This is a genomic window from Mesorhizobium sp. M0514 (genome assembly GCF_040321145.1).
Classification (GTDB): Bacteria; Pseudomonadota; Alphaproteobacteria; order Rhizobiales; family Rhizobiaceae; genus Mesorhizobium.
Genome location: NZ_JAMYQZ010000032.1, coordinates 1 through 22,443 on the forward strand (window position 1 = coordinate 1; position 22,443 = coordinate 22,443).

General features: G+C 63.0%; 24 protein-coding genes and 1 tRNA gene. 12 read left to right on the plus strand and 13 right to left on the minus strand.

Annotation, left to right across the window (positions count from 1 at the left end; all coding sequences use genetic code 11):
- The 5 genes from NKI61_RS15220 to NKI61_RS15240 all read right to left on the minus strand — a co-directional run.
- On the minus strand, window positions 1-569 hold a 569-nt coding region (locus NKI61_RS15220), incomplete at its 3' end, for an amidase (RefSeq protein ID WP_352839957.1).
- Window positions 569-1,024 carry a GNAT family N-acetyltransferase gene (locus NKI61_RS15225; RefSeq protein WP_023671000.1) on the minus strand — a complete coding sequence of 152 codons (456 nt, stop codon included), beginning with the start codon at window positions 1,022-1,024 and terminating at the stop codon, window positions 569-571. The genes NKI61_RS15225 and NKI61_RS15220, both read right to left, overlap by 1 nt.
- Window positions 1,025-1,031: 7 nt before the next feature.
- On the minus strand, window positions 1,032-1,319 hold the full coding sequence (gene gatC / locus NKI61_RS15230; protein ID WP_352839958.1) for an Asp-tRNA(Asn)/Glu-tRNA(Gln) amidotransferase subunit GatC: 288 nt from the start codon (window positions 1,317-1,319) through the stop codon (window positions 1,032-1,034).
- Between the two features lie 110 nt (window positions 1,320-1,429).
- Window positions 1,430-1,846, minus strand: a complete 417-nt coding sequence (locus tag NKI61_RS15235; protein WP_352674499.1) for a hypothetical protein — start codon at window positions 1,844-1,846, stop codon at window positions 1,430-1,432.
- 44 nt (window positions 1,847-1,890) lie between these two features.
- Window positions 1,891-2,598, minus strand: coding sequence for a metal-dependent hydrolase (locus tag NKI61_RS15240; protein ID WP_352674498.1), 708 nt, complete (start codon window positions 2,596-2,598; stop codon window positions 1,891-1,893).
- Window positions 2,599-2,761: 163 nt separating this feature from the next.
- Between NKI61_RS15240 and ruvX the strand changes: the two genes are divergently transcribed.
- The gene (gene ruvX, locus NKI61_RS15245) at window positions 2,762-3,268 is read left to right on the plus strand and encodes a Holliday junction resolvase RuvX (RefSeq protein ID WP_352839960.1); all 507 of its coding nucleotides are present in this window, start codon (window positions 2,762-2,764) and stop codon (window positions 3,266-3,268) included.
- Here ruvX and NKI61_RS15250 read toward each other — a convergent pair.
- The 3 genes from NKI61_RS15250 to NKI61_RS15260 all read right to left on the minus strand — a co-directional run bounded on the left by NKI61_RS15250 (window position 3,186) and on the right by NKI61_RS15260 (window position 5,867).
- Window positions 3,186-3,527, minus strand: coding sequence for a DUF6105 family protein (locus tag NKI61_RS15250; RefSeq protein WP_023693426.1), 342 nt, complete (start codon window positions 3,525-3,527; stop codon window positions 3,186-3,188). The two genes, ruvX and NKI61_RS15250, sit on opposite strands and share 83 nt — an antisense overlap.
- Window positions 3,527-4,114 carry a hypothetical protein gene (locus tag NKI61_RS15255; protein ID WP_352839961.1) on the minus strand — a complete coding sequence of 196 codons (588 nt, stop codon included), beginning with the start codon at window positions 4,112-4,114 and terminating at the stop codon, window positions 3,527-3,529. Before NKI61_RS15255 ends, NKI61_RS15250 begins: the two co-directional genes overlap by 1 nt.
- A gap of 124 nt (window positions 4,115-4,238) precedes the next feature.
- Window positions 4,239-5,867, minus strand: a complete 1,629-nt coding sequence (locus tag NKI61_RS15260) for a DNA alkylation response protein (protein ID WP_031253397.1) — start codon at window positions 5,865-5,867, stop codon at window positions 4,239-4,241.
- Between the two features lie 195 nt (window positions 5,868-6,062).
- On the opposite strand from NKI61_RS15260, the gene NKI61_RS15265 reads away from it, so the two are divergent.
- From NKI61_RS15265 to dprA, 4 genes are read left to right on the plus strand one after another with little or no spacing between them, the layout of a single operon-like run.
- Window positions 6,063-7,025: an aspartate carbamoyltransferase catalytic subunit gene (locus NKI61_RS15265; RefSeq protein WP_352839963.1), complete on the plus strand. Its 963-nt coding sequence runs from the start codon at window positions 6,063-6,065 to the stop codon at window positions 7,023-7,025.
- The gene (locus tag NKI61_RS15270; RefSeq protein WP_352839965.1) at window positions 7,022-8,308 is read left to right on the plus strand and encodes a dihydroorotase; all 1,287 of its coding nucleotides are present in this window, start codon (window positions 7,022-7,024) and stop codon (window positions 8,306-8,308) included. Before NKI61_RS15265 ends, NKI61_RS15270 begins: the two co-directional genes overlap by 4 nt.
- Window positions 8,309-8,364: 56 nt before the next feature.
- Window positions 8,365-8,970, plus strand: a complete 606-nt coding sequence (gene plsY / locus NKI61_RS15275; protein ID WP_023696534.1) for a glycerol-3-phosphate 1-O-acyltransferase PlsY — start codon at window positions 8,365-8,367, stop codon at window positions 8,968-8,970.
- Complete coding sequence (gene dprA, locus NKI61_RS15280; protein ID WP_027049461.1) at window positions 8,967-10,094, plus strand: DNA-processing protein DprA; 1,128 nt, start codon at window positions 8,967-8,969, stop codon at window positions 10,092-10,094. Before plsY ends, dprA begins: the two co-directional genes overlap by 4 nt.
- A gap of 218 nt (window positions 10,095-10,312) precedes the next feature.
- Here dprA and NKI61_RS15285 read toward each other — a convergent pair whose 3' ends face one another.
- Window positions 10,313-11,455, minus strand: coding sequence for a hypothetical protein (locus tag NKI61_RS15285; RefSeq protein WP_352839967.1), 1,143 nt, complete (start codon window positions 11,453-11,455; stop codon window positions 10,313-10,315).
- Between the two features lie 250 nt (window positions 11,456-11,705).
- Between NKI61_RS15285 and NKI61_RS15290 the strand changes: the two genes are divergently transcribed.
- The 6 genes from NKI61_RS15290 (at window position 11,706) to NKI61_RS15315 (ending at window position 17,538) form a co-directional block, all read left to right on the plus strand.
- Window positions 11,706-12,590, plus strand: coding sequence for a dihydrodipicolinate synthase family protein (locus tag NKI61_RS15290; protein WP_352839970.1), 885 nt, complete (start codon window positions 11,706-11,708; stop codon window positions 12,588-12,590).
- 23 nt (window positions 12,591-12,613) lie between these two features.
- Window positions 12,614-13,273, plus strand: coding sequence for a GntR family transcriptional regulator (locus NKI61_RS15295; RefSeq protein WP_352839972.1), 660 nt, complete (start codon window positions 12,614-12,616; stop codon window positions 13,271-13,273).
- 66 nt (window positions 13,274-13,339) lie between these two features.
- Complete coding sequence (locus tag NKI61_RS15300) at window positions 13,340-14,677, plus strand: ABC transporter substrate-binding protein (RefSeq protein ID WP_023819934.1); 1,338 nt, start codon at window positions 13,340-13,342, stop codon at window positions 14,675-14,677.
- The gene (locus NKI61_RS15305; protein WP_352512600.1) at window positions 14,677-15,615 is read left to right on the plus strand and encodes a carbohydrate ABC transporter permease; all 939 of its coding nucleotides are present in this window, start codon (window positions 14,677-14,679) and stop codon (window positions 15,613-15,615) included. The genes NKI61_RS15300 and NKI61_RS15305 overlap by 1 nt, the downstream gene beginning before the upstream one ends.
- Window positions 15,616-16,437 carry a carbohydrate ABC transporter permease gene (locus NKI61_RS15310; RefSeq protein ID WP_023700756.1) on the plus strand — a complete coding sequence of 274 codons (822 nt, stop codon included), beginning with the start codon at window positions 15,616-15,618 and terminating at the stop codon, window positions 16,435-16,437. It abuts the gene before it with no gap.
- Between the two features lie 39 nt (window positions 16,438-16,476).
- On the plus strand, window positions 16,477-17,538 hold the full coding sequence (locus NKI61_RS15315) for an ABC transporter ATP-binding protein (protein WP_352839974.1): 1,062 nt from the start codon (window positions 16,477-16,479) through the stop codon (window positions 17,536-17,538).
- A gap of 49 nt (window positions 17,539-17,587) precedes the next feature.
- On the opposite strand, the gene NKI61_RS15320 is transcribed toward NKI61_RS15315, so the two are convergent.
- Window positions 17,588-17,663 (minus strand) — tRNA-Lys (locus NKI61_RS15320).
- A 322-nt stretch (window positions 17,664-17,985) separates the two neighbouring features.
- Here NKI61_RS15320 and NKI61_RS15325 point away from each other — a divergent pair.
- Complete coding sequence (locus NKI61_RS15325; protein WP_023739972.1) at window positions 17,986-18,477, plus strand: BA14K family protein; 492 nt, start codon at window positions 17,986-17,988, stop codon at window positions 18,475-18,477.
- A 90-nt stretch (window positions 18,478-18,567) separates the two neighbouring features.
- Here NKI61_RS15325 and NKI61_RS15330 read toward each other — a convergent pair whose 3' ends face one another.
- The 3 genes from NKI61_RS15330 to NKI61_RS15340 all read right to left on the minus strand — a co-directional run bounded on the left by NKI61_RS15330 (window position 18,568) and on the right by NKI61_RS15340 (window position 22,377).
- Window positions 18,568-19,044: a DUF6882 domain-containing protein gene (locus NKI61_RS15330; RefSeq protein ID WP_023684656.1), complete on the minus strand. Its 477-nt coding sequence runs from the start codon at window positions 19,042-19,044 to the stop codon at window positions 18,568-18,570.
- 22 nt (window positions 19,045-19,066) lie between these two features.
- Entirely contained in the window at window positions 19,067-20,560 is a 1,494-nt protein-coding gene (gene glpK / locus NKI61_RS15335) for a glycerol kinase GlpK (RefSeq protein ID WP_023684655.1), read from the minus strand.
- Between the two features lie 89 nt (window positions 20,561-20,649).
- Complete coding sequence (locus NKI61_RS15340) at window positions 20,650-22,377, minus strand: ABC transporter substrate-binding protein (protein ID WP_023684654.1); 1,728 nt, start codon at window positions 22,375-22,377, stop codon at window positions 20,650-20,652.
- Window positions 22,378-22,443: the final 66 nt, after the last annotated feature.

Consider the following 22,443-nt stretch of genomic DNA (forward strand, 5'->3'; position numbering starts at 1 on the left):
CCCCCCGACGAGCCCCCCGGCACCAGTTGGGCATTGTCCAGCGTGCGCGCGGTCTTCGTGCCGCCGGCCGAAACGAAACCGCCATCGCCCTGATGCGTGGTCGGCATCACCACCGTGTCGAGGCGCGAACGCCGCCACGGATTGACGACAGGGCCGTAATAGGAGGTCTCGTTGGACGAGCCCATGGCGAACTCGTCCATGTTGAGCTTGCCCAGCATGACGGCGCCGTCTGCCCACAAATTGGCGGTGACTGTCGATTCGTAGCGCGGCTTGAAGCCGTCGAGCACATGGCTGCAGGCCTGGGTGTGGACACCTTCGGTGCCGAACAGATCCTTGATGCCGAGCGGGATGCCCTCCAGCGCACCGCCCTGGCCCTTGGCGAGCCTGGCGTCGGAAGCTTTGGCCATATCGCGCGCCTTGTCGCCGGTGACGACGATGTAGGCATTGAGCACCGGATTGGCGCGCTCGATGGCACCGAGATAGGCCTCGGTGATTTCGACGGCAGAAATCTCCTTGGCGCGCAGCTTGGCGCGCGCCTGCGAAATTGTCAGATGGGTCAGTTCGCTCATCAAAGGCTCTTTTCGTAAAACACCGACCACTCGGAATCGGGATAATCCAGCACCGGCCCGCAGCGCGAGAAGCCGGCGCGTTCATAGACGGTCCAGGCGGCGGGATGGCGGTCGCCGGTTTCCAGCACCAGACGCTTCAGCCCTTCGCTGCGCGCTAGCGTTTCGACATGTTCGACGATCTTGGCGCCGATCTTCCTGCCCCGATGCGAAGGCCGCGTGTACATGCGCTTGACCTCACCGACTCGGGCATCATGGCGCTTCAGCGCGCCGCAGCCGATGGCTTGCCCGTCGTCGCGGGCGATAAAGACGGTGGTGTCGTCGCCAGCCATCTGCTCGACCGTCAGATGGTAGCAATGCTCCGGCGGCGTCAGTTCGAGCAGAGCCGCGTTGAGCTCCTCGACCAAAGCTCGGACATCGTCCTGCAGCGGCGTTTCGATCGCGATCTCGATTGCCATCGGCCGCCTACTCCACGACCTTCGGCACGAGGAAGAAATTCTCGTCAGTGGCCGGCGCATTGGCGACGATATCGGCGGCCTTGTTGCCGTCGGTGACGATGTCTTGGCGCTTCTTCATCTCCATCGGCGTCACCGATGTCATCGGCTCGATGCCGGAGACATCGACCTCGTTCAGCTGCTCGACAAAGCCCAGAATGGCGTTCAGCTCGCCGGTCATGCGCTCGGCATCCTCTTCGCTCACCGCAATGCGGGCGAGACGCGCGACGCGCTTCACAGTTTGCAGATCAACGGACATGTCTTTAGCCTTTGGGAAAACCAGATGGCGCTATAGCGGCGTGGCGCGTGCCGCGCAACATCGATCGTGCTTGGGGATAGAGCCCGTTCATGCCAGGGCGGCATTTCAGCCTAGGGCAGCGATACACCCTCGCACAGATAATAGCTGCCGCCATTGCCGGCCTGCTCGCCTTCGTCGGCGGTCGGGCGCACCGAGACGATGTCGATTTGGGTCACGTTCATCTGCGTGATCGACAGTATATCGGGAAAGAGAAAGCCCGGCTCCTGGCAGATGGCAGTGACCGCCCAGCTCGGCGAGCGCGTCGCCTTGGTGACCTGGACGAACTCGCAATTATACTCGACGCTTTGCAGGCCGTCCGCCGACAAGATGACATTGCCGGTGTCGATCAGCGTCTGCAGCGTGTCCTTTTTGGCTTGCGCGCAAAGCTCCTGGGTCTGGAGGTAAACGCCCTTGATGAAGTCCTCGGCGGCGGATGCGGGCGACGCCGCAACCAGCATCGACACGCAAAGAGTCACTCTCAAGCCCATGGTTTAATTCCCCTTTGCGACAAGGGATCGTTCAAACGATCGCTTTATAGTGTGATCGTTTGGCCGATCGCTGGCAAGGCTACGTCGACACCTGACCCTTCGAGGCCGGCCACGAACTTCTCCGCCGTCGCGTCGATGATCGGGAAGGTGCCGAAATGGCAGGGAACGACCGTGTCGAAGTTGAAGAAGCGCCGGCAGGCCAGGGCCGCCACTGCGCCGCCCATGGTGAAGCGGTCGCCGACCGGCACGAGGCCGATCTTCGGCTCATGCAATTCCTCGATCAGCGCCATATCGGAGAAGATGTCGGTGTCGCCCATATGGTAGAGCGTCTTGTCCTCCGGGAAATGCAGGACCAGCCCGTTGGGATTGCCGAGGTAGACGTTCTGGCCGCCATCGAGCCCAAACGACGAGGAATGCAGTGCCTGCACGAATGTGGTGGTGAAGGCACCGCAATCGACGGTGCCGCCATGATTGCCGGGATTGATCTTCTTGCCGTCGACGCCCTTGCCGACCAGGTACATGCAGATCTCGTAATTGGCGACCAGCTGGGCGCCGCTCTTCTTCAGCACCTCCACCGCGCCGCTGACATGGTCACTGTGGCCGTGGGTCAGAAGCACATGGGTGACGCCTTCCGCCGGCCCCTCCCAGCCGCTCGTCCATGATGGGTTGCCGACGAGATAGGGGTCGATCAGGATGGTCGCGCCTGATGTCTCGACGCGGAAGGCGGAATGTCCGTACCAGGTCAATTTCATCGATCGTGTTCCTCGATTTTGGTTGCGCCGGAAGATAGAACGCCGGCAGCAAAATTAAAGTGACATAGTGTGCTCGCGGTTCAAAAGAACGTGTCGCGCTCTTTGTGACGGCAAGTCTGGGTAGCGATAGACTGGGTCACGGTAACGCTGGTGGGGAAAGCCGTTGGGCATCATAGCAATCGAGGATCTGCCGGCACGGCTGGAAGGCGGCAGGACGCTGGCCGGGCTCGACCTCGGCGACAAGACGATCGGTGTCGCCGTTTCCGACCGCGGCTTGTCCTTCGCCCATCCGCGCCCGGTCATCCTGCGCAAAAAGTTTTCGCTGGATGCGGCAGCGCTGCTCGCGCAGCTGCAGAAGGACAATGTGGGTGCGTTTGTACTCGGTCTTCCCATCAACATGGACGGTTCGGAAGGTCCCCGCGCCCAGAAGTCGCGCGCCTTCGTGCGCAACATGGCAGGCATAACCGAACTGCCCTTCGTGCTGTGGGACGAGCGGCTGTCGACGGTGGCGGCGGAGCGGACGCTGATCGAGATGGATTTCTCGCGCCGAAAGCGCGCCGGCAAGATCGATTCGGCGGCTGCGGCCTTTATTCTGCAGGGAGTTCTGGACCGGCTCCAGTCGCTTGACCCACGCGATCGGACGGAACCGGATTCCCCGCCTGCCGCCTGACCCAGGCCGTGATGTTGCGGCGGCGGCGAAACGCCCACAATGCCATCAGCAGGAAGCCGTCAAAAACGCAGGCCCTTGCCACCATGCCCGGAATGATCGCCGGATCGATGCCCAGCATCTGCCCGTAGAGCTGGAACACGAAATCATGCAGCTGCCGGCTGAGCATGACGTAGCCGAAATTGATGTCGTTGAGCGACAGGAAGAACCAGCCCCAGAACAGAGCGAGTGGCGCGGCCCACAATGCGAACAGCGTGCGCATCAGTGACCGTCCCTGCGGCTGGAACCGCCTCTGGGACCGCTGGGACCAATGTCCGGACGGCCGGAAATGCGCGACAGCAAGGAGCCGTGCGCGGCACCCTTGGCCATGGCATGGGCGGTGGCGCGGCTCTCTGCCTCCCGAGAAACCATGACAGCGAAGACCGACCTCCGCTCGGCCAGTATGGCGACATAGGAGGCCAGAAGTGCCGCCAATTGCACGGCGACAACCAAAAACAGGCCGTTGATGCCTCGCGCTGCGCCGCCGATCAGGATCAGCGACAACACCGCGGATGCCGAAATGAAGGCGGTCCGCGCCACACTGTCGGCTCCGTCCGGGCTCGCTGCGGCGTTAACCAGGCTCTCGACGAAGACCCAGCAAAACAGCACCGCCACGACCAGCAAGGCGATGGCCAGCGGCGCCACGACGGCAGCATTGTCGAGATCGGCCAGACGAGTGTTTTCCACGACCACGCCGAGCACGCCCAGAGCGCCCGCAACGCCGCGGTTTCCATCGACACAGATGAACGCCAGCAGGGCGAAAACCAGCGCCCAGTGCAAGGCCAGAAAGGACGTCAAAATGTGCCGCATGGCATTCCTGCTTTGGTGACAAAGACAGTGGGGTCTGCGGCCTGCGGCTGCAACGGAAACCATTCGTTAAGGTTAACGGCTGTCCACTGGCAGGCAAATTCGTTCACGGCCTGGCGGAAGGCCCTCAATTCACCGGCGGATAGAGCGTGTCGATGATCATGCGCGCATCGTGGCGCGAATCGAGCATGCCATAGGTGTTGCGCCACTGGCCGGCGAGCCGCGTCTCGACGAAGGCGTCCGCAATCCGCCCTGCCCCCAGCCGGCGCAATTCCGCAGCTGCCGCCGACAGCGCCAGCTGTTCGGTCAGCAGGCGGGCCGACCCCTCATCGGTGCCGGCGACCTGCATGGCCGCCTTGAGCACGCCAATGGTTCCGCGTCCGCCGGCGCCGAGATCGCGGTCGATGCCGGCCAGCACCTCCTCGAACAGGCCGGGCGCGCGGCCGAGCACGCGCAGCACGTCGAGCGCCATGACATTGCCTGAGCCCTCCCAGATCGCATTGACCGGGGCTTCGCGGTAGTAGCGGGCGAGCGGCGCTTCCTCGACATAGCCATTGCCGCCGAGGCACTCCATCGCCTCATAGAGCAGTGGCGGCGCGATCTTGCAGACCCAGTATTTGACCACCGGGGTCATGGCGCGGGCAAAGGCAGCCTCGCCGCGGTCGCCGGCAGCCTCGTCGAAGGAGCGCGCCAGTCGGAACGAGAGTGCCGTGGCGGCGGCGACATCGAGCGCCATGTCCGCCAGCACGCGCTGCATCAGCGGCTGTTCGATCAGCGTCGAGCCGGCCACCTGGCGGTGACGGGCGTGATGCACGGCCTCAGCCAGCCCCGCTCGCATGATTGCCGACGAGGCGACGGCGCAGTCGAGCCGGGTCAGCGTGACCATGTCCATGATCGTCTTTATGCCGGCGCCGGGCTCGCCGACCATCTCGCCGATGGCGTTGACGAACTCTACCTCCGATGAGGCGTTGGAGCGGTTGCCGAGCTTGTCCTTCAGCCGCTGAAAGCGGAAGCCGTTGCCGGAACCGTCGCCGAGGATGCGCGGGACGAGAAAACAGGAAAGCCCTTCCGGCGCCTGTCCAAGCACGAGAAAAGCGTCCGACATCGGCGCCGACATGAACCATTTGTGGCCGGTGAGGCGATAAAAGCCGCTGCCGGCGCGTTCGGCCCGTGTGGTGTTGGCGCGCACGTCGGTGCCGCCCTGCTTTTCGGTCATGCCCATGCCGAGCGTCAGCCCGGCCTTGTCGACCGGCGGCTTCTGGCTCTGGTCGTATTTGCGCGTCGTCACGCGCGGCGCCCATTCGCGAAACAGCTTTGGGCTGGCCATCAGGGCGGCCAGCGAAGCGCTGGTCATGGTGATGGGGCAGAGATGCCCGGTCTCGAGTTCGGCGGTCAGGTAGAAACGCGCGGCGCGCACCTGATGGCGACGGCCGATCTCGCTATCGCCGTTTTCCCAGATCGAGGAATGCAGGCCGCCGGCAACCGAGCGGCGCATCAGCGCATGATAGGCCGGATGGAATTCGACGAGGTCGATGCGCCGGCCCTGACGGTCATGCGTGCGGAGCTTCGGCGTCTCGACATTGGCGAGGCGCGCCAGCTCCTGCGCCTCCTGCGTCAGGACGAACCGGCCAAGCCCGTCGAGGTCCTTGCGCACCGGATCGGAAAAGCGCTCGGCAAGCTGGATCAGCAACGGATCGCCCCGCCAGGCGTTGCCGCCCGTCAGCGGCGGCGGCTGGTTGGTCACGTCGTCGTTCACGCCCAATCCTTCTGAAAGTAGAAGGGCCTTCTAACGGTAGAAAGGCCTATCATCACAAGGCTTCGAATCCGAAGCAATCGGCTAGATATAGCCCAAGCCAGGCGGCGCGCGCGACGAAAATACCGGGGAGAAAGGCAGCAATCCCAAGCTGGCGCTTGCGGCAAGGAATTCTCCCCCCTATAGCAGCGCCTTGAGATGACCGACGCTTCGTCCCTGCCGCTTTATCCTCACCGCCATCTTCTGGGCATCCGCGATCTTTCCCCCGGTGACATCGAGCTTCTGCTCGACCGGGCCGATCGCGCCGTCGCCATTTCGCGGCAGTGCGAAAAGAAGACCTCGACGCTGCGCGGCCGCACCCAGATCAACCTCTTCTACGAAGCCTCGACGCGCACGCAGTCGTCGTTCGAACTGGCCGGGAAACGGCTCGGCGCCGACGTCATGAACATGTCGGTGGCGAGCTCTTCGGTGAAGAAGGGCGAGACGCTGATCGACACGGCGATGACGCTGAACGCCATGCGGCCCGACATCCTGATCATCCGCCACCAATCGGCGGGCGCCGCCGCCCTTTTGGCGCAGAAGGTTGGCTGCTCGGTGGTCAATGCCGGCGACGGCGCGCATGAACACCCGACGCAGGCGCTGCTCGACGCGCTGACCATCCGCCGTGCCAAGGGGCCGCTGTCGAAACTGATCGTAGCGATCTGCGGCGACATCCTGCATTCGCGCGTCGCGCGTTCCAACATCATGCTGTTGAACGCGCTTGGCGCGCAGGTGCGGGTCGTGGCGCCGTCGACGCTGCTGCCGTCCGGCATCGAGAAAATGGGCGTCATCGTCTCGCGCTCGATGGCCGAGGCCCTCAAGGGCGCCGACGTGGTGATGATGCTGCGCTTGCAGCGTGAGCGGATGGAAGGCGCCTTCGTGCCTTCGGTGCGCGAATATTTCCGCTATTTCGGCCTCGATGCCGAAAAGCTGAAGGCCGCCAAGGACGGCGCGCTGGTCATGCATCCCGGGCCGATGAACCGCGGCGTCGAGATTGCGTCCGAAATCGCCGACGGTCCGCAAAGCGTCATCCAGGAACAGGTCGAGATGGGTGTCGCCGTGCGCATGGCGGTGATGGAAGCGCTGCTCGACCCGCGCCGCAACGAGGGCCGGAGCGCATGAGCACGACGGTCTTTGAGCGCGCCCGCATCGTCGACCCGTCACGCGGCATCGACGAGGTCGGCACCGTCATCGTCGAGGGGAAAAAGATCGTTGCCGCCGGCAAGGCTGCCCTGAACCAGGGCCTGCCGGCGGGAGCCACCGTGGTCGACTGCGCCGGCAAGGCAATCATTCCCGGCCTGATCGACGCGCGCGTCTTCATCGGCGAGCCGGGCGGCGAACATCGCGAGACCATCGCTTCGGCCAGCGTTGCGGCGGCGGCCGGCGGCGTTACCTCCATCGTTATGATGCCCGACACGGACCCGGTGATCGACAATGTCGCGCTGGTCGAATTCGTGCTGCGCACCGCCCGGGACACGGCAAGCGTCAACATCTTTCCGGCGGCGGCGATCACCAAAGGCCTCGCCGGTCGCGAGATGACCGAATTCGGCCTGTTGCGCGAGGCCGGTGCGGTCGCCTTCACCGATGGGCGGCACACAATATCCAGCGCACTGGTGATGCGCCGGGCGCTGACCTATGCCCGCGATTTCGGCGGCGTCATCGCACATGAGACACAGGATGGCGACCTCGCTTCGGCAGGCGTGATGAATGAAGGCCTGTATGCCAGCTGGCTCGGCCTTGCCGGCATTCCGCGCGAGGCCGAGTCCATCCCGCTGGAGCGCGACCTGGCGCTGGCACGGCTGACGCGCGGCGCCTACCACGCGGCCAAGATCTCGACGGCGATGGCAGCGCAAGCGATGACGCGCGCGAAAGCCGACAAGGCCAATGTCACGGCGGGCGTAGCGATCCACAATCTGTCGCTGAACGAGAACGATGTCGGGGAATACCGCACCTTCTTCCGGCTGACGCCGCCTTTGCGCGCGGAGGAAGACCGGCTGGCCATGATCGAGGCGGTCAAGGACGGCACGATCGACATCATCGTCTCCTCGCACGACCCGCAGGATGTCGACACCAAGCGCCTTCCCTTCGCCGATGCAGCTGCCGGCGCGATCGGGTTGGAGACGCTGCTTGGAGCAGCGCTTCGGCTCTACCACAATGGCGACGTGCCGCTACTTCGGCTGGTCGAAACACTGTCCACCGCACCAGCAAGGCTGTTCGGCCTGCCGGGCGGCACGCTGAAGCCGGGAGCGCCGGCCGATCTTGCGCTGATCGACCTTGAAGAACCCTGGATCGTGAGTGAAAGCGGCATCCGCTCGCGCTCGAAAAACACCTGCTTCGAAGGTGCGCGGCTGCAAGGCATGGTCTTGCAAACGCTGGTGGCGGGCCGCACAGTGTTTTCGAGCTAGAGCGATCGCGCCACGTCGCAGACCGATATGTTGCTGGGGAAATGCGGGGGCAAACAATGAGTTATAACGTTATCCTGGCATTGCTGTTCGGCTATCTCCTCGGCTCGATTCCCTTCGGCCTCTTGATCACCCGCGCGGCCGGCCTCGGCGATGTGCGCAAAATCGGCTCCGGCAATATCGGCGCCACCAACGTTCTGCGCACCGGCAACAAGGGCCTCGCCGCCGCGACGCTGGTGCTCGACGCGTTGAAGGGTACGGCGGCGGTGATGATCGCGCGCCATTTTGGACACGACTACGGACTGTGGGCTGGCCTTGGACTCTGGGCGGGCCTTGGCGCCTTCCTTGGCCATCTGTTTCCGGTCTGGCTCGGTTTCAAGGGCGGCAAGGGCGTGGCGACCTATCTCGGCGTGCTGATCGCGCTCGGCTGGCATGTGGCGCTGATTTTTATCGTCGTCTGGCTGGCGATGGCTTTTCTGTTTCGCTATTCCTCGCTGGCAGCGCTGACGGCGGCAGTCATCGTGCCGATCGCGCTTTATTTCTGGAGCACACCTGAGACCGCCGGGCTGTTCCTGGTGATGAGCCTGATCGTCATCTTCAAACATCGCGCCAACATTTCGCGCCTTCTTGCCGGCACCGAAGGCAAGATCGGAGCCAAGGGTTGAGCAAGCCCGCCGCCGGGCCGCGCCTCAGCGACCGGCAGCGGCTGAGCTGGCTGCGGCTGATCCGCACCCAAAATGTCGGCCCGGCCTCGTTTCGCGAATTGATCAACCGCTTTGGTTCGGCCGAGGCGGCGTTGGAGATGCTGCCCGAGCTGATGATTTCGGGCGGAGCCAAAAGGATCATGCGCATTCCTTCCGTGGAGGAAGCCGAAGCGGAACTCGACGCAGCCAGTGAAAACGGCGCCCGCTTCGTCGGCATCGGCGAGGCCGACTACCCGCCGATGCTGAAAAACATGGACAATCCGCCGCCACTGATTGCCGTGAAGGGCGAGGCAGCCGTCTTTCGCCTGCCGGCGGTGGCCATCGTCGGCGCCCGCAACGCGTCGCTCGCCGGCATCAAGATGGCGCGCATGCTGGCGGCGGATCTTGGCCGCGACGGCTACGTCATCGTTTCCGGCCTGGCGCGCGGCATCGACACGGCAGCACACCAGGGCAGTCTCTCGACTGGTACAGTGGGTGTGCTGGCCGGTGGGCTCGATGTCCCCTACCCGCCCGAAAATATCGGCTTGTGCGACGACATTGCCGAGCGTGGCGGCGCCGTCATTTCGGAAATGCCGTTCGGCTGGCAGCCGCGGGCGCAGGATTTTCCGCGCCGCAACCGGCTTGTCGCGGGCGCCGCCCTCGGACTGGTGGTGATCGAAGCGGCGCAACGCTCCGGCTCGCTGATCAGCGCGCGCCTGGCCGGCGAGATGGGCCGGCTGGTCTTTGCCGTACCGGGTTCGCCGCTCGATCCGCGCTGCGCCGGCTCCAACGGGCTGCTCAAGGATGGCGCCACCCTGGTCACCGAGGCGGCCGACGTTTCCGGTGCGATCGCACCCTTGGCGGGCACGCGAACGCGAAGCATTGCGCCGCCAGAAAAGGCACCCGATTTTTCGGCAACACCCCCGCCCGGTGAGGACGAACGCAGCGCCGTGCTCGAGGCGCTGGGCCCAACGCCGGTGGGCGTGGACGAGATCATCCGCCACACCGGCCTCAACGCCGCGCAAGTCTCCATGGTGCTGCTGGAACTCGACCTTGCCGGCCGCATCGAGCGCCATGCCGGCGGCAATGTCTCACTGGTTTCATGACGTTCCAGCCGATCCCGCCGCACGTCGGCCGCAACTCACGCGTCGAGGGTCACGCCGGCGGCGCCAACGCCGGTACAGATGCCACCGCAGGGTATTTTTCCAGGCGGCTCTCGGAAAAGCACTTCGCCATTCCAGGGCTCTCCGTTGCACTGACGATCACGCTCGCAATGGCATACTCGACAGCTGACGAAAACCGGGCTCGACAGTCTGCGCATCAGTCAGCGGAACAGATACTTCGATACCTCCGGATTGCCACGGCGCCACATCACATTGTCCAGAAAATAATGGTGCACATTGATGAAGATGAGCACGATGAAGAAGAACAGCGATGACCCCAGCACTTGCCTGTCATAGGGAATCAAAGCCGTCAGCGCGGATGGGATCAGCCAGAAGCCGAGATAGCCAAGGGCCGTGCCGCCGACGATGAAGCCGAGGAGCCGAAACCTGTAGAGGGGGCCAAGAAAGGACAGGATTTTCGGCTGCGGATCGCCTTCGGCATCGGAACTGTCTCGCTCGACGTTCGTCTGGTAGCGCCAGACCACGGCGAGATACTGCAGCGAGTGGAGCGCGGGAACGATCAGCAGCCAAAGCGGGTTTACGCGCGCAATCAGGATCCAGAGATAGAGCGACGCGACATAGGCCACCAAACCGTTATAGGGCAGGCCGCCACCGTTCTTCCGCCAGCGATTGACCAGCATCAACAGCGTGGCCGCCGTCGACGCAACGGCCGCCAGCACGCCGATGTCGGTAATCCAGGAAGGGGCCGTGAATGTGTAATAGTCCAGGCCATAATATTTGCCCTGGGTGACCGCCGTATTCGTCTGCAGCCATGCCAGGATCCACACGGCATAGGAGTTGACCAGCAGCACCTTCTTGTCGCGGTCGTCGAAGAATTTGCGCTTCAGCACCGCATCCACCATCAGCATGCCGTAGCCCTGCTTGACGTAGTGCCAACCGACAAAAAAGAACATGGCGTTGGTGGCATAGCCGAGCAGGCGCGTGTTCGCCGCCGCGGCGCCATAGGCAAAGAACCCGGCCATGACCAGGGGCACGACAATGCCCGCGAAGATGTAACGGAGCTGCAGGCTCCTGTCGTAGCCGTCGCCCGTCACCTTGCGCCCGAAATTGCGGTAGAAGAGCTGGTAGGAGTGGGCGAAGTGGGGATAGTTCACGAGATAGGCCACGAAGACCATCGTTGCGGCCACCGGACCTTCATATTCGAGCGGAACGAGAAACAGCACCGGCAGGATGAGAAAGGCGCTGCCGCCCAGCATGAGGAAATCGGCGACCGGGCCGAAGAGGTATTTTTGAGGCGCCGCCGCCTTAGGAGCGACAGCATCCGCCGAAAGCTGAAGTGTCATGTCAGAACCCTCCCCTGGGAAAGGCTGAGTTTAGCCATCGACTGGGATGGGGACAAGGTTGGAGCTGCCGCTCCGCGCCCGAACACTGGGCCATCCTGCTGTTTCGCCAATGGTCTCGATCCGCCATGAGCTTCGAACCCGTGAACCGCTCGATAAGGCCCTCCGCTGTTAAAAAAGCGCACCACCCCAATTTACGACTAACATGTTAGTGTGCTAACACGGCATACACACCTACTTCGGAGACCTTCCGGTGACATCACGCTTTGGCCTTTCGGCCGCTCTCGCCACACCTTTCGATGCCCGAGGGCATATCGCCACCGCCCTCATGATCGCTCAGGCCAAAAGTTGCCTGGCGCAGGGTTGCGGCAGCGTGACGCTTTTCGGCACCACAGGGGAAGGCGCATCGGTGGGCACGACGGAGCGGCGGTCGGTGAACGAAGCCATGCTGGCTGCTGGAATCTTGCCGCATCAACTCGTTGCCGGCGTGCTGGTCGACGCCGCCGAAGACGCCGCCGAACAGGCACAGCATGCCTTGCAGCGAGGCGCCCGAAACATTCTGCTGGCCCCGCCGAGCTACTTCAAGAATGTCGGCGAGGAGGGCCTTTTCGGCTGGTTCTCCGCCGTCTTTGCCGCGCTTGGCCCCCTCGCCCGTGACGTGCTGCTCTACAACATCCCTTCGGTTACCATGGTGCAGCTTTCGCTTGGCCTGATCGGCCGATTGCGCACTGCTTTTCCCGACGTGGTCGCCGGGGTGAAGGATTCCGGTGGAAATTGGAGCTACAGCGAGGCGCTGCTTGCCGCCTATGGCGATCTGGTGATCCTGATCGGCGATGAAAGGCATCTGGCGCGTGCGGTGCGACTGGGTGCTCAAGGTGCAATCTCGGGCATGGCCAATTTCGTGCCGGACGAAATCCGCGCCATGGCCGAGGACGGGCGCGACGATCCTCGCGTCGAAAGTTTTGTGCTCGAATTGCTGAAATATCCGGTCACCCCCGCGGTAAAGGTCATGGTGGCGCGCAAGACCGGCGACGAGCGCTGGCTGGCGGTCCGTCCGCCGCTGGAGCCGATTGCGTTGCAAGGGCAGCAGCAGCTTGCCGCAGCCTATGACAGCCTGTTTGCCAGGGAACCGGCCTGACCGGCAAAGGGAAGCGCGCCGAAATGGAAGACGGCAACGACCCGACCACCCTCAGGGAGAAGGCCTATGCCAGCTTCACGCGGCATTTGCTGGCGCGCGACTTCAAGCCGGGCCAGTTCGTGTCGCAACGTGAGCTGGTTGCCTTCACCGGACTGCCACTCGGCGCCATTCGCGAGATCGTGCCGCGTCTCGAGGCGGAAGGACTGCTGACGACCATCCCGCAGCGCGGCATGCAGATCGCCCATATAGACATCAGCCTGATCCGCGAGGCCTTTCAGTTCCGCCTGTTCATGGAGCGTGAAGCGGTGGCGCTGTTTACGGTAAGCGCCTCCGATGCCGAGCTTGCCCGCTTGCGGCGCGAGCATGAGGACATGCTTGCCCAGGCGCTGGCGCAAACCCCGACGCCGGAGATGGAGGCCAAGGCGCAGACCATCGACTGGGCCATGCACGACACGTTCATCGATGCGCTGGGCAACGAGATCATCGCCAAGGCCTATCTGGTCAATTCGGTGAAGATCCGCCTGATCCACCAGGAACGGTTCCGTATCGACGGGCGCGTCGTGCCGGTCATGCGCGAGCACCTGGCGGTGATCGATGCGATGCAGAGCCGCGACCCTGGCAAGGCGGTCGAGGCCATTAGCCAGCATATCGATAAGGCGCGCCGGCTGGCGCTGCAAATCTGAGGAAGCATGAGCCGCGCCGCGGTCGCTGCGGCGCAATCGACAACGACAACAACCGGGAGGAAGAAAATGTCGTCCAATCTGTTCAACCCAACCAGGAGGCAACTCCTCCAGGGAACCGCCGCCCTTGCCGCCGCCGGCTTTGCCGGTGTTCGCCCAAGCTTTGCCGCCGGCGTCGACTGGAAGCGCTTTGCGGGAACGACGCTTGACGTCAATCTGGTGAAAAGCCCGCGCAGCGACACGCTGATAAAATACATCGCCGAGTTCGAGGAACTGACCGGGATCAAGGTCAATGCCGAAGCGACGCCGGAACAGCAGCAGCGCCAGAAGACGGTGATCGAACTCAGCTCCGGCAAGCCGAGCTTCGATGTCGTGCATCTGAGCTACCACGTGCAGAAGCGGCAGTTCGAAAAGGGCGGCTGGCTGGCCGACATATCAGGCTATCTCGCTGACTCGACCCTGACCGATCCTGCGCTGGTGGAAACCGATTTCGCCGATGCCGGCATGCTGTTTGCCAAGGACGGCCAGGGCGTGCTGCGCTCGCTACCGTTCTCAGTCGACTACTGGATCGTCTACTGGAACAAGGAATTGTTCGAGGCCAAGGGCCTCAAATACCCTGAAACCTTCGAGCAATTGGTGGCGGCGGCCGAAGCGCTGACCGACCCGTCGACCAACACCTATGGATTTGTCGCCCGCGGCCTCAAGAACGCCAACACGCCGGTGTGGACGTCGCTTATGCTCGGCTACGACATGACGCCGCTCGACGACAAGGGCAAGCTGCGCACGACCTCGCCCGAGGCGGTCGAGGCGGCCAGCCTCTACCAGCGGCTGATGACCAAGTCGGCGCCTCCAGGCGTCACCGGATTCAACTGGGCCGAAGCCCAGTCCGCCTTCCTGCAAGGCAAGATCGGGATGTGGTTCGATGGCGTCGGCTTTGCCCCGCCAATGGAAAATCCGGAAAAGTCACGAGTGGTCGGCAAGGTTGGCTACGGCGTCATGCCCAAGGGGCCCAAGGCGCATGCCGCCGGCACCTTTGGCGACGGCCTCGGCGTGACGGCCACCAGCGAGAAGAAGGAGGCCGCCTACCTCTTCTGCCAGTGGGCGATTTCGCCCGCCATGGGCGCGCGCCTGCTGCAGGCGGGTGCCGGCGTGCCGTTCCGCAAGTCGGTGCTGGAAGATCCCAAGGTGCGCGAAGGCGTCACCATGCCGGCGAGTTGGCTCGATGCCGTGGTCGGCTCGGGCAATGTCAGCCGGCTGTCGCTGCCGGTCATCATTCCGGTCACCGAGTTCCGCGACATCTATGGCGTGGCGCTGACCAATCTGATCGCCGGCGCCGATCCGGCGGAGGAACTGAAGAAGGCCACCGAGCAGTTCCAGCCGGTGCTCGACCGGAGCGAGCAAGGCTGATGTCCGCCATCACCCCAGAACGCACCGGGGTGACGACGCAAGCCATCGAAGGGAGCCAGACCATCCGTCTGGCTCCCAACTACTGGCCTTTCGTCGCCCCGGCGCTCGTCGTCATCGGCGCCGTGATCGTCTTTCCCTGGGCCTTCACGCTGTGGATGAGCGTCAACCGCTGGACCCTCGGCCAGGCGCGAAGCTTTGCCGGGATGGAAAATTACCTGCGGCTGGCCGTCGACCAACGCTTCTGGGAATCGCTTTTCCATACGCTGACCTACACGGCGCTTTCGGTTGCGGCGCCGATGTTCCTTGGCACTGTCGCGGCGCTGATCTTCGACGCCAAATTTCCGCTGCGCGGCCTGTTGCGCGGCGTCTTCGTCATGCCGATGATGGCAACGCCAGTCGCCGTGGCGCTGGTCTGGACGATGATGTTCCATCCCCAGCTTGGCGTGCTCAACTATCTGTTGTCGCTGGTCGGCATCCCGGCGCAGGAATGGATCTTTAATGCCAGGACGGTCATCCCGTCCCTGGTTGCGGTCGAGACCTGGCAGTGGACGCCGCTGGTGATGCTGATCGTGCTGGGCGGCTTGGCCTCCGTGCCGCGCGAGCCCTTCGAGAGCGCCGAGATCGATGGCGCCAACGCCTGGCAGCAATTCCGCTATCTCACCTTGCCGATGATCGCGCCGTTCCTGATGATCGCGATGATCATCCGCACCATCGATGCGCTGAAAAGTTTTGACATCATCTATGCCATGACCCAGGGCGGACCGGGCACGGCCTCGGAAACCATCAACATCTATCTCTACAACACCGCCTTCTCCTACTACGACATCGGCTATGGCTCGGCCATGGCCGTGGTGTTCTTCATCGTCATCGTCGCGCTGTCCTTCATCCTGCTGATGCTGCGCCAGCGCTCCCAATGGATCGGGGTGGAGGGCAAATAGATGAGTTCACGGCTGCTCAACCGGATCGGGCTGTTTTTCGCGGCTCTGGTCTTCGTCTCGCCGGCGATCCTGTTCTTCCTCTGGATGATCTCGCTGTCGCTGAAGTTCGAGATCGACAACGGTGCATACCCGCCGATCCTGATCCCGGAACATCTCGCCTGGTCGAATTATGTAAAGGTATTCGAGGAGAACAATTTCCTGCTCTATTTCTGGAATTCGGTTCTGGTGACGGGCACGGCAACGTTGCTGGCGCTGCTGATCGGCGTGCCGGCCGGCTATGGCATCGCGCGGCTCAAGGCCGAACGCTCGGCGGTGGTCATCATGATCGCCCGCATGACGCCGGGGCTTTCCTATCTCATTCCGCTGTTCCTGCTGTTCCAGTGGGTCGGCATTCTCGGCACGCTGTGGCCGCAGATCATCATCCATCTGGTGGTGACGGTGCCGATCGTGGTCTGGGTGATGATCGGCTATTTCGAGACCACGCCGATGGAGCTGGAAGAAGCGGCCAACATCGATGGCGCCAGTTCCTGGCAGGTGTTCCGGCTGGTCGCCTTGCCCATCGCCAAGCCGGGCATTGTCGTCGCCTTCATCCTGTCGATCATCTTCTCATGGAACAATTTCGTCTTCGGCATTGTGCTCGCCAGCCGCGAGACCCGCACGCTGCCGGTCGCCGTCTACAACATGCTTTCCTACGAGCAGGTGAGCTGGGGTCCGCTCGCCGCCGCAGCACTTGTGGTGACGCTGCCGGTGCTGGTGCTGACCCTGTTCGCGCAAAGGCAGATCGTCGCCGGGCTGACCGCAGGCGCCGTCAAGGGCGGCTGAGGCACGGCCCCGACATCACTCATTTCCGGGAGAAATCCAATGGCATCGGTAACAATCAACAACGTTCAGAAGGCTTTCGGAGCCGCCAAGATCATCCACGATGTCAGCGTCGACATCGTCGATGGCGAATTCGTCATCCTGGTCGGGCCGTCGGGCTGCGGAAAGTCGACGCTGCTGCGCATGATTGCCGGACTGGAAACGATCTCGGGCGGCAGGATCGCCATTGGCGATCGCGTCGTCAACAATCTCAGGGCGCGCGACCGAAACATCGCCATGGTGTTCCAGAACTACGCGCTGTATCCGCATATGACGGTGGCCGACAATATGGGCTTTGCCCTGAAGATCAAGAAAGCCGATCCGGCCGACACCGCCGGCCGCGTCGGCAGGGCCGCCAGCATTCTCGGCCTGGACAAGCTGCTCGACCGCTATCCGCGTCAGCTTTCCGGCGGCCAGCGCCAGCGCGTCGCCATGGGCCGGGCCATCGTGCGCGACCCGCAGGTGTTCCTGTTCGACGAGCCGCTGTCCAATCTCGACGCCAAATTGCGCGTGCAGATGCGCGGCGAGATCAAGGCGCTGCACCAGCGGCTGGGAACCACCACCATCTACGTCACCCACGACCAGATCGAGGCCATGACCATGGCCGACAAGATCGTCGTGCTGCATGACGGCCTTGTCGAGCAGATCGGCGCGCCGCTCGATCTCTACGATCGCCCGGCCAACCTCTTCGTTGCCGACTTCATCGGCTCGCCGGCGATGAATTTCATTCGCGGCCATGTCGAGGAAGGCGTTTTCCGCAGCGCCGGTGGACTGATCTTGCCGCTGCCAGAAGGCATCGACCTGACCAACATTCCCGGCGGCGACCTCATCTACGGCATCCGGCCCGAACACATCCGAGCGACGACCGCCAAAGGAATCCCCGGCACGATCGTGCTTCTGGAAGCAACGGGTTCGGAAATCTTTGCCAGGGTCGACTGCGCCGGAGAAGAAATCTCCTGCCTTTTCCGCGAGCGGCTGGCACTGAAACAGGGCGAGCAGATGCGCATCGAGATCGACCGCGCCTGTGCTCATCTGTTCGACGTCAAGACCGGGCGGCGATTGTAGGCGGCGATGGGGGCTGCTGACAGGGAGCAACTTCCGCACGAAATATTTCTGGTGAGCGCGTCGGGGTTCGAACCCGAGACCTACTGATTAAAAGTCAGTTGCTCTACCGGCTGAGCTACGCGCTCCCGCGGGCTCTAAAGGCCGCCCTCGAAATTGCGCGGAACATAGGGAGAGTGCCGCGACCGGTCAACCGGAAAAAGATGGCCGTTCGACCGGGGTTTCAGCCATTGCCAGACGCGCCGCAAATTGCGTCGTCACCAGCCCGGTGAGCCGTTCCCGCAACGTGGTCGCCGGTTCGATCTGTTGGCGCGCGAGACGCGCCTTTTCTCACGCGCCACATTCGAGAAACATTACAAATCAGCAACTTACTGTTTTGGTGGGAACCATCGCACGAGCGGGCCGTTTTCGTCTCACAAGGGACGTCAACCACCCTTCAAGGAGAAGATCATGAACAAGATCGCAACGGGTCTACTGGCGACCACCCTGTCAATTTCGTTTGCCGCGGCCGCCGCTATGCCGGCCAATGCCACCCAGATGTTCGTGCCCCAGTCATCAGCAACTTCGTCCGACATCGTGAATGTGGGCGATTCTCGTCATGACAACTGGCGGTGGATGCGCCATGGCAACCGCAATTCCGGCAATCGCGATTTCCGCGTAGGCCGCCAGTTCTCGCGCAACAATGATGGCGGCAGCTATTGGAATGGCCATCGCGGCTATCGCGAATATCACCGCGGCTATCGCCGTCACGGCGACTACTGGTTCCCGCTGGCTGCCTTCGCCACCGGCGCCTTGATCACCGGTGCGATCGTCAACAGCGAGAACAACCGCGGCGATGCCCATGTGCAGTGGTGCTACGACCGCTATCGGTCGTACCGCGCTTCGGACAACACATTCCAGCCCAATTACGGCCCGCGTCAACAGTGCAATTCGCCCTATTGAGCTGAGTTGGTACCAAGTGTTGAGTAGAAAAGCCTGCGCCGGCAACGGCGCGGGCTTTTCCGTAGGTTGCTTGGGTACGGGCGGGGCGGATTAGCTGGCCCAATTGACGCTCTTGAAGATCAGATACAGGGCTCCGCCTTCACCACGCGGAGAACGGTATGCGCCGAGGCCGTTGCAGATTCGAACCGCAGCTGCGGTCATTTTCCAGCCGAGCACTTCCAGGTCGTTGTTCAAATCTATCGCATAGGGTTGAGCCAGCTCATCAATGGAATGCTCCTGTCCGAAAGACCGAACCAGCTCTGCGTCGGCAAGCAGGTCGCCAGGCAGGTTTGAATTTGCCCAAGCCCAGAGCCAGTTGCTGGCCTTGGCACTCGTCGATCCGGCGATTTGGATTTCGGCGACGACCTTGGTGATGCCGTTGTCCGAGAACAGAAGCTTTCCTTCTGTCAGATCATAGTCATAGCGAGGCCAACTGCCGAGTCGGAACTCCTGCTGCAAGCGTGCATTCTTTGCATCCAATTGTTCGACAGCCTCGTCGCGCCAGGCCCCATACCAGTGTGGATTCATCCCCTTCCCCCGCCATGATTTACTACCGCGCGCTCAGCGTCCGGCGCACCGCATTGCGCCAGCCCGCGAGCTTTGCCGAGCGCACCGTGGCATCCATGTCCGGCTTGAAGCGGCGCTCGAGCGCCCAACTCCTGGCAAAATCCTTCGCCTTCGGCAACACACCCGCCTTCGAGCCGGCAAGCCACGCTGCGCCCAGCGCCGTCGTCTCCAGAATGGTCGGGCGATCGACCGGCGCATCGAGGATATCGGCCAGCCGCTGCATGGTCCAGTCGGAGGCCACCATGCCGCCGTCGACGCGAAGCACGGTTTTGGCCGACGCCCCCTTCCAGTCCTTGCGCATTGCGTCGAGGAGATCGCGGGTCTGGTAGGCGACGGATTCCAGCGCCGCGCGGGCAAACTCCGCCGGGCCTGAGTTGCGCGTCAGCCCGAAGATCGCGCCACGCGCCTCGGCGTCCCAATGCGGCGCGCCGAGACCGACGAAAGCCGGCACCAGATAGACGTTCTGCGTGGGGTCGGCGGTTGCCGCCAAAACGCCGCTATGCTCGGCCTTGCCGATCACCTTGATGCCGTCGCGCAGCCATTGCACGGCGGCACCGGCGATGAAGATCGAGCCTTCCAAGGCATAGGTAGTCTTGCCGTTCAGCCGATAGGCGATGGTGGTCAACAGCCGGTTCTTCGAGCGCACCAGATCGGCGCCGGTGTTGAGCAGCGCAAAGCAGCCGGTGCCATAGGTCGATTTCATCATGCCTGGCTCGAAACAGGCCTGGCCGATGGTCGCTGCGTGCTGATCGCCGGCCACGCCAAGGATTTTGATTTCGGCGCCAAACAGGCCTTTTTCCGTCACACCGTAGTCGTCGGCACAATCCTTGACCTCAGGCAGCATCGCCACCGGGATGCGCAGGATGGAGAGCAGCTCGTCGTCCCAGACATTTTTCTCGATGTTGTAGACCAGCGTGCGCGAGGCGTTGGTGGCATCCGTCGCATGCACCTTGCCGCCGGTCAGCCGCCAGATCAAAAAACTGTCGATGGTGCCGGCGAGCAGTTCGCCCTTTTCGGCGCGCTTTCTCGCACCTTTTACCTTGTCCAGCATCCAGGCGATCTTGGTGCCGGAGAAATAGGGATCGAGCAGAAGGCCGGTCTTTTTGGTGAACTTTTTCTCCAGGCCGTGTTTTTTCAGCTTCTGGCACAGCGGCGCGGTGCGGCGGTCCTGCCAGACGATGGCATTGTGGATCGGCTTGCCAGTCGCCTTGTCCCAGATGACGACGGTTTCGCGCTGGTTGGTGATGCCGATCGCCGCCACATCCGAGGCCTCGCGGCCGGCGGCCTTCAGCGCGCCTTTGACCGTCGCGACGACGCTTGCCCAGATCTCTTCCGGATCATGCTCGACCCAGCCGGAGGCAGGATAATGCTGCGTGAATTCCTGCTGCTTGCTGCCGGCGACCTTCATCGCGCCGTCGAACAGGATCGCCCTGGTCGATGTCGTACCCTGGTCGATTGCAAGGATGTATCCGGTCATTAGTCCTCCCGGTAGCTCGCCTATACAAACAGGGGAGACGGCAAGATGCCGCCTCCCCGTTCACTATGATCCTGGCGCGTACGCCAAGATTACTTCTGCCAGCTCTTCACCAGTTCGTCGTAGTTGATGGTGATCGGCTTTTCCTTCTCGTTTTCGATCTTCAGCTGAGGCGCGAGATTGCCGTTCTTGACCGCGTCGGCGTTCCAGTAGGCGAGGTCATGCTCTTCGGCCATCTTCGGGCCGATATCGCCCTGGACGCCCGACTTCTCGATGCGGGTCATGACTTTTTCCTGCTCGGCGCAGAGCGAGTCCATGGCTTCCTGCGCCGTCTTGGCGCCGGACGAGGCATCGCCGATCGCCTGCCACCAGAGCTGTGCCAGCTTCGGATAATCGGGCACGTTGGTGCCGGTCGGCGACCACTGAACGCGGGCCGGCGAGCGGTAGAACTCGATCAGACCACCGAGCTTCGGCGCACGTTCGGTGAAGCTCTTGTCGTGGATCGTGCTTTCGCGGATGAAGGTCAAGCCGACATGGCTCTTCTTCACGTCGACCGTCTTCGAGGTCACGAACTGCGCGTAGAGCCAGGCGGCCTTGGCGCGGTCGGTCGGCGTCGACTTCATCAGCGTCCAGGAACCCACGTCCTGATAGCCGAGCTTCATGCCGTCCTTCCAGTAGACGCCATGCGGCGACGGGGCCATGCGCCACTTCGGCGTACCGTCCTCGTTCAGCACCGCCTTGGCGCCGGCGTCGACCATCGAAGCGGTGAAGGCGGTGTACCAGAATATCTGCTGCGCGACCGCACCCTGTGCCGGCACCGGGCCGGATTCGGAGAACGTCATGCCCTGGGCTTCGGCCGGAGCGTAGGCCTTCAGCCAGTCGAGGTATTTCTGGATCGAGTAGACGGCAGCCGGGCCGTTGGTGTCGCCGCCGCGCGCCGTGCAGGAGCCGACCGGCTGTGATTTCTCGTTGACCTTGATGCCCCATTCGTCGACCGGCAGGCCGTTCGGCAGGCCCTTGTCGCCGTTGCCGGCCATCGACAGCCAGGCGTCGGTGAAGCGCCAGCCGAGCGACGGGTCCTTCTTGCCATAGTCCATGTGGCCATAGACCTTCTTGCCATCGATCTCGCGGCCGGTGAAGAACTCGGCGATGTCCTCATAGGCCGACCAGTTCACGGGAACGCCGAGGTCGTAGCCGTATTTCGCCTTGAAGTCGGCCTTGTTCTTCTCGTCGTTGAACCAGTCGTAACGGAACCAGTAGAGGTTGGCGAACTGCTGGTCGGGCAGCTGATAGAGCTTCTTGTCCGGCGCGGTGGTGAAGGAGGTGCCGATAAAATCCTTCAGGTCGAGGTTCGGATTGGTAACGTCCTTGCCCTCGCCCGCCATCCAGTCGGTCAGGTTGCGGACCTGCTGGTAGCGCCAGTGGGTGCCGATCAGGTCGGAATCGTTGACCCAGCCGTCATAAAGGTTCTGGCCGGTCTGCATCTGGGTCTGGATCTTCTCGACGACGTCGCCTTCCTGGATGACGTCATGCGTGATCTTGATGCCAGTGATGGCGGTAAAGGCCGGCGCCAGCACCTGCGATTCATACTGGTGGGTGGCGATGGTTTCGGACACGACCTTGATGTCCATGCCGGCGAAAGGCTTCGCGGCATCGATGAACCACTGCATTTCTGCTTCCTGGCCGGCGCGGTCGAGCGTCGACAGCGGGCCGATTTCCTTGTCCAGAAACGCCTTGGCCTCATCCATTCCGGCGTAGGCGTTGCCTACCCCGAGCAACAGGACAAGGGCAGTTGTTGATGTTAAAAATTGCCGTCGCATAGGTTTCCTCCACATTTAGGTTTCAAGTGCGATCTGGAACGGCCGCCGGCACGCGGTCGATCCAAC

Excerpts from the sequence above, each read along its gene's own strand:
- gatC (WP_352839958.1), bottom strand. The coding sequence starts at position 1,319 with ATGTCCGTTGATCTGCAAACTGTGAAGCGCGTCGCGCGTCTCGCCCGC.
- NKI61_RS15315 (WP_352839974.1), top strand. The coding sequence starts at position 16,477 with ATGGCATCGGTAACAATCAACAACGTTCAGAAGGCTTTCGGAGCCGCC.
- NKI61_RS15295 (WP_352839972.1), top strand. The coding sequence starts at position 12,614 with ATGGAAGACGGCAACGACCCGACCACCCTCAGGGAGAAGGCCTATGCC.
- NKI61_RS15250 (WP_023693426.1), bottom strand. The coding sequence starts at position 3,527 with ATGCGCACGCTGTTCGCATTGTGGGCCGCGCCACTCGCTCTGTTCTGG.
- NKI61_RS15325 (WP_023739972.1), top strand. The coding sequence starts at position 17,986 with ATGAACAAGATCGCAACGGGTCTACTGGCGACCACCCTGTCAATTTCG.
- NKI61_RS15330 (WP_023684656.1), bottom strand. The coding sequence starts at position 19,044 with ATGAATCCACACTGGTATGGGGCCTGGCGCGACGAGGCTGTCGAACAA.
- NKI61_RS15270 (WP_352839965.1), top strand. The coding sequence starts at position 7,022 with ATGAGCACGACGGTCTTTGAGCGCGCCCGCATCGTCGACCCGTCACGC.
- NKI61_RS15265 (WP_352839963.1), top strand. The coding sequence starts at position 6,063 with ATGACCGACGCTTCGTCCCTGCCGCTTTATCCTCACCGCCATCTTCTG.
- NKI61_RS15285 (WP_352839967.1), bottom strand. The coding sequence starts at position 11,455 with ATGACACTTCAGCTTTCGGCGGATGCTGTCGCTCCTAAGGCGGCGGCG.
- glpK (WP_023684655.1), bottom strand. The coding sequence starts at position 20,560 with ATGACCGGATACATCCTTGCAATCGACCAGGGTACGACATCGACCAGG.
- NKI61_RS15340 (WP_023684654.1), bottom strand. The coding sequence starts at position 22,377 with ATGCGACGGCAATTTTTAACATCAACAACTGCCCTTGTCCTGTTGCTC.
- NKI61_RS15305 (WP_352512600.1), top strand. The coding sequence starts at position 14,677 with ATGTCCGCCATCACCCCAGAACGCACCGGGGTGACGACGCAAGCCATC.
- NKI61_RS15300 (WP_023819934.1), top strand. The coding sequence starts at position 13,340 with ATGTCGTCCAATCTGTTCAACCCAACCAGGAGGCAACTCCTCCAGGGA.
- plsY (WP_023696534.1), top strand. The coding sequence starts at position 8,365 with ATGAGTTATAACGTTATCCTGGCATTGCTGTTCGGCTATCTCCTCGGC.
- NKI61_RS15310 (WP_023700756.1), top strand. The coding sequence starts at position 15,616 with ATGAGTTCACGGCTGCTCAACCGGATCGGGCTGTTTTTCGCGGCTCTG.
- NKI61_RS15235 (WP_352674499.1), bottom strand. The coding sequence starts at position 1,846 with ATGGGCTTGAGAGTGACTCTTTGCGTGTCGATGCTGGTTGCGGCGTCG.
- NKI61_RS15225 (WP_023671000.1), bottom strand. The coding sequence starts at position 1,024 with ATGGCAATCGAGATCGCGATCGAAACGCCGCTGCAGGACGATGTCCGA.
- NKI61_RS15240 (WP_352674498.1), bottom strand. The coding sequence starts at position 2,598 with ATGAAATTGACCTGGTACGGACATTCCGCCTTCCGCGTCGAGACATCA.
- NKI61_RS15255 (WP_352839961.1), bottom strand. The coding sequence starts at position 4,114 with ATGCGGCACATTTTGACGTCCTTTCTGGCCTTGCACTGGGCGCTGGTT.